The 4148-nt window shown below is 70.4% G+C and carries 5 protein-coding genes; 2 read left to right on the plus strand and 3 right to left on the minus strand.

Features of this window, described 5'->3' with window-relative positions:
* The first annotated feature begins 259 nt into the window (after positions 1-259).
* Positions 260-1072, plus strand: a complete 813-nt coding sequence (gene map / locus AC1HC7_RS14010) for a type I methionyl aminopeptidase (RefSeq protein ID WP_479497633.1) — start codon at positions 260-262, stop codon at positions 1070-1072.
* Between the two features lie 354 nt (positions 1073-1426).
* Positions 1427-2143, plus strand: a complete 717-nt coding sequence (radC, locus tag AC1HC7_RS14015) for a RadC family protein (protein WP_479499137.1) — start codon at positions 1427-1429, stop codon at positions 2141-2143.
* A gap of 35 nt (positions 2144-2178) precedes the next feature.
* Here the strand turns inward: radC and AC1HC7_RS14020 are convergent, their stop codons facing one another.
* The 3 genes from AC1HC7_RS14020 to AC1HC7_RS14030 form a co-directional block, all read right to left on the minus strand.
* A complete protein-coding gene (locus tag AC1HC7_RS14020) occupies positions 2179-2787 on the minus strand; it encodes a glutathione S-transferase (RefSeq protein WP_479497632.1) in 609 nt (202 codons plus the stop codon).
* Positions 2787-3101, minus strand: a complete 315-nt coding sequence (locus AC1HC7_RS14025) for a hypothetical protein (protein WP_479497631.1) — start codon at positions 3099-3101, stop codon at positions 2787-2789. The genes AC1HC7_RS14020 and AC1HC7_RS14025 overlap by 1 nt, the downstream gene beginning before the upstream one ends.
* Positions 3102-3183: 82 nt before the next feature.
* Positions 3184-4148, minus strand: a 965-nt coding sequence (locus tag AC1HC7_RS14030; protein ID WP_479499136.1) for a pyridoxal phosphate-dependent aminotransferase, incomplete at its 5' end; no start/stop codon positions are given.

Raw genomic sequence — 4148 nt, forward strand, 5'->3', positions numbered from 1 at the left:
CCGCGGGGGGGGGCGCCCGCGCCCGCGCCGCCGGGGTCCAGCCCCGGCCCGCCCCCCCCGCCATCGCCGGGGGGGGGTTGGCGCGGGCCGCCCCGCTGCCGGACACCGACGCGCCTTCAGGTTGAATTTTGCGCGATGCGCGACAAACGCGCATCGCGCCCGGCCGCAACTTGCGCTAAGCTGTCGCCCGATCGAACACTGACCAGACGCATGACGGCCAGACATTCAGCGGCCGGAGACCCAGAGGATTGCACCCGTGATGGACGCCCCGCACCCGGCGATCACCCCCGAAGGCATCAAGCTCTACCGCCCCGAGGATTTCGAGGGCATGCGCGCCGCGGGGCGGCTTGCCGCCGAGATACTCGACGACATCGCGCCGCATGTGCGCCCGGGCATCACCACCGGCGGGCTCAACGACATCATCCAGGGGATGGTGGTCGCGGCCGGCGCGGTGTCCGCCACCATCGGCTATCGCGGCTATCAGCACGCCAGCTGCATCTCGCTCAACCACGTGGTCTGCCACGGCATTCCGGGCCCCAGGAAACTGCGCGACGGCGATATTCTCAACATCGACGTGACGGTGATCGTGGACGGCTGGTACGGCGACAGTTCGCGCATGTACGCGGCGGGCAAGCCGGCGCGCCGCGCCGAACGGCTGATCGACGTCACCCATCGGGCGCTGATGGCGGGCATCGCGCAGGTGCGCCCGGGCGCCACCTTCGGCGATATCGGCGCGGCGATCCAGACCCTGGCCGAACGCGAACGCTGCTCGGTGGTGCGCGATTTCTGCGGACATGGGCTTGGACGGGCGTTTCACGAACCGCCAAACGTGCTGCATTTCGGTCACCCCGGCGCCGGGGCGGCGTTGCGCCCGGGCATGTTCTTCACCATCGAGCCGATGATCAATCTGGGGCGCCCGGAAACCAAGACCCTCGCCGACGGCTGGACCGCCGTCACCCGCGACAGGTCGCTGTCGGCGCAGTTCGAACACTCGATCGGCGTCACCGAGGATGGCTGCGAGATCTTCACCCTGTCCCCCGGCAATCGCTTTCATCCGACTTGGGGGCGCTGATCCCGCACGGCTTTTCTTGCCGGATCCGGGCTTGCGGGGCGCGATGTTTACCGCCCGCTAACCACTGCGCTGCGATCATCTGCGCGCCGACAGCCGGAGCCGCAGATGACAAGACGAGTTTTTTCAGGCGATTTGTTCGCCGATCCCGCCGCGCAGGAGGACGCGTTTCGCGAACGCCCGGCCAGCGGATTCGCGCCCACGGGCGTGGGGCGCGGGCCGGAATCCGGGCCTGAAAATGGCTGGGAAAATGGCTGGGAAAATGACTGGGAAACAGGACCGGAAATCGCGTCCGCCATTGATTTCAGGACCGATTTCGGCGCGCCGGCGGCGCCCGGACAGCGCCCGGATCCGGCGCTGGAGCCGGTCTTCGAGCCCATCGGCGAACAGATCGACGGCAAGCCCCATTACACCGATCACCGCACCCGCCTGCGCGCGCGATTCCTGCAGGCCGGCCCCGAATCGCTCGCCGATTACGAAATGCTCGAACTGGTGCTGTTTCGCGCCATAGCGCGGCGCGACGTGAAGCCGCTGGCCAAGCAGCTGCTGGCGATGTTCGGGGATTTCAACCACGTGATCTCGGCCCCGCCGGCGCGGCTGATGGAGGTCAAGGGCGTGGGCGCCGCGGTGGCGCAGGAACTGAAGATCGTCGAGGCGGCGGCGCATCGCCTGGCGCAGTCGCGGGTGATGGGGCGCGACGCGCTGTCGTCGTGGGACGCGCTGGTGACCTATTGCCGCCAGCGGCTGGCGCATGAAATGAACGAACAGTTCCGGGTGCTGTTTCTCGACCGCAAGAACATTCTCATCGCCGACGAGGCGCAGCAGAAGGGCACCGTCGATCACGTGCCGGTCTATCCGCGCGAGGTGGTGCGCCGGGCGCTTGAGCTGAACGCCTCGGCGCTGATCCTGGTGCACAACCACCCCTCGGGCGATCCCAGCCCCTCGCAGGCCGACATCGACATGACTCGGCGCATCCTGCGCGCCTGCGACGCCATGGGCGTGACGGTTCACGACCATATCATCATCGGCAAGGACGACGTGGCGAGCTTTCACGCCATGGGGCTTCTGGGCTGATCCGCCGCCCCGAACGCCCCGAACGCCCCGAACGGCTATTCCGGTGGGGCCGTGGCGATCATCGAGGGGCGGGCGGCGACGGTCTCGAACCATGCCGCCAGCGCCGGATTGGCCTTGCGCCACGGGGTTTTCAGGCGGAAATCAAGATAGCCCAGCGCGCAGGCCAGCGCGATCTGACCCATGTTGAAATCGCCCGCCAGCCGCGACCCGGCGGCGGCGTCGATCGCCGCGAGCGCCGCGTCGATCTTTTGCCCCTGCGCGTCCTTCCAGGCCTGCGAGCGGGCCGCCTCGTCGCGCATCCGGTCCTCGTAGACGATGGCCAGCGCCGCCTCGGCGACGCCATGCGCGGTGCTTTCCAGCACCAGAACCGGCCATAGCGCCTCGCCCTCCGGATACAGGCGCTCGCCGCCCGGGCGCGCGCCCAGATAGCGCGCGATCACCCGGCTGTCATGCAGCGCCTCGCCTGAATCGAGCAGCAGCGCCGGGATCTTGCCCAGCGGATTGGCGGCGCGAACCGCCGCCACGGTCGCCATCGGCGTGGTGGCGCCGTCGACGATCTCGACCGCGGCGATCTGGCCGGTCTCGTGCAGCGCGGTCATGACCATGCGCACGAAAGGCGACATCGGCGAGTGCAGCAGTTTCATCAGCTTTCTCCCAGCGTCAGGCGGCGCAGGCGAAACCGCCCGAGCCCGGCGATGTCAATGTCCAGACCCGGCCCGGCGGCGCCGAATCGCAGTGCGCCGCGCCAGCGCCCGGCGGCGTCGGCGCGGGCCTCGCCGCCGCCATGGCCGGCGCGCAGCGCGACCCCGTCATCGAGCCGGTCCAGCGCCGCGTCCCGGTCCGCGTCGTGAGGCCCGGCGGGATTGACGCGGCGCGACGCGGCGTAGACCAGCGCCGCCGCGGCGGCGAGTTTCGCGGCTTTCAGCGCCAGCGGCGCGAATGCGATCGGTGCGGGCATGATGTCCTCCGGTCAAATGCGAGGGCGCGGCGCGGCCCTCGCCGGTCAACATGGGGCAATGGCGACGGAAATCCGCCGCGCGTCAGCCCGTGCGCCGCGCCGCGCCGCCGGCGAGCGCGCCGGCGAAGCGGCCAAGGCGGATCATCGCGTCTTCGAGCGCCGCGTCATCCACGGTCAGCGCCACCCGCAGATGCCCCGCCGCCGCCGCGCCAAAGCTTTCGCCCGGCATCACCGCGATGCGCTCGGCATCCAGCAGCCGATGGGCGAAATCCTGGCCGCTCAGCCCCGAGGCGCGGATGTCGAGCATCACATACATGGCCCCGTCGGATTGCGCCGCCCGCACGCCGTCGCACCCGGCCAGCGCCCCCAGCGCCACGTCGCGGCGCCGTGCGAACACCGCCGCGATCGCGGCCTCCTCGGCGGCGCCCTTGGCGAGCGCGAATTCGGCCGCATCCTGGATGAAGCCCGGCAGCCCGTAGGCGACGTTCAGCGCCAGATCGGTCATCAGGCGGATCAGCTCCGCCGGCGCCGCCGCCCAGCCCAGCCGGAACCCGGTCATGGCAAAGCTTTTGGACATCGACCCGATCACCACCGTGCGCGCCGCCATGCCCGGCAGGGCGCGCGGCGACAGGTGTTCGCCGCGATAGACCATGCCGTCATAGACCTCGTCCGAGATCAGCCAGACGCCGCGCGCCTTGACGATTTCGGCCACGCCTTCAAGGGTTTGGCGCGAATACACCGCGCCGGTGGGGTTGTTGGGCGTGTTGATCAGCGCCGCGCTCGCCCCGTCGCAGGCCTTGTCGAACGACTCCAGATCGATCTGGAACCCGGTCTCGGCGCGCGCCTGCGCCACCGCCACGCGGCAGCCCGCGGCGCGCAGGGTGCCGGGATAGGTGGCGTAATAGGGGTCGACGATCACCACCGGCCGGCCCGGATCGGCGCAGGCCTGCATGGCGTAGAACAGCGCCGCCTGGCCGCCCGCCGCGACGATGACGTTTTCGGGCGCGCAGGGGGCGCCGGTCGCGCGGGCGGTGCGCGCCGCGATCC

It is taken from the genome of Oceanicella sp., from assembly GCF_056449545.1.

Bases quoted from the DNA above. Each gene is read 5' to 3' on its own strand.
- map (WP_479497633.1), top strand. From the start codon at position 260: ATGGACGCCCCGCACCCGGCGATCACCCCCGAAGGCATCAAGCTCTAC.
- AC1HC7_RS14020 (WP_479497632.1), bottom strand. From the start codon at position 2,787: ATGAAACTGCTGCACTCGCCGATGTCGCCTTTCGTGCGCATGGTCATG.
- AC1HC7_RS14025 (WP_479497631.1), bottom strand. From the start codon at position 3,101: ATGCCCGCACCGATCGCATTCGCGCCGCTGGCGCTGAAAGCCGCGAAA.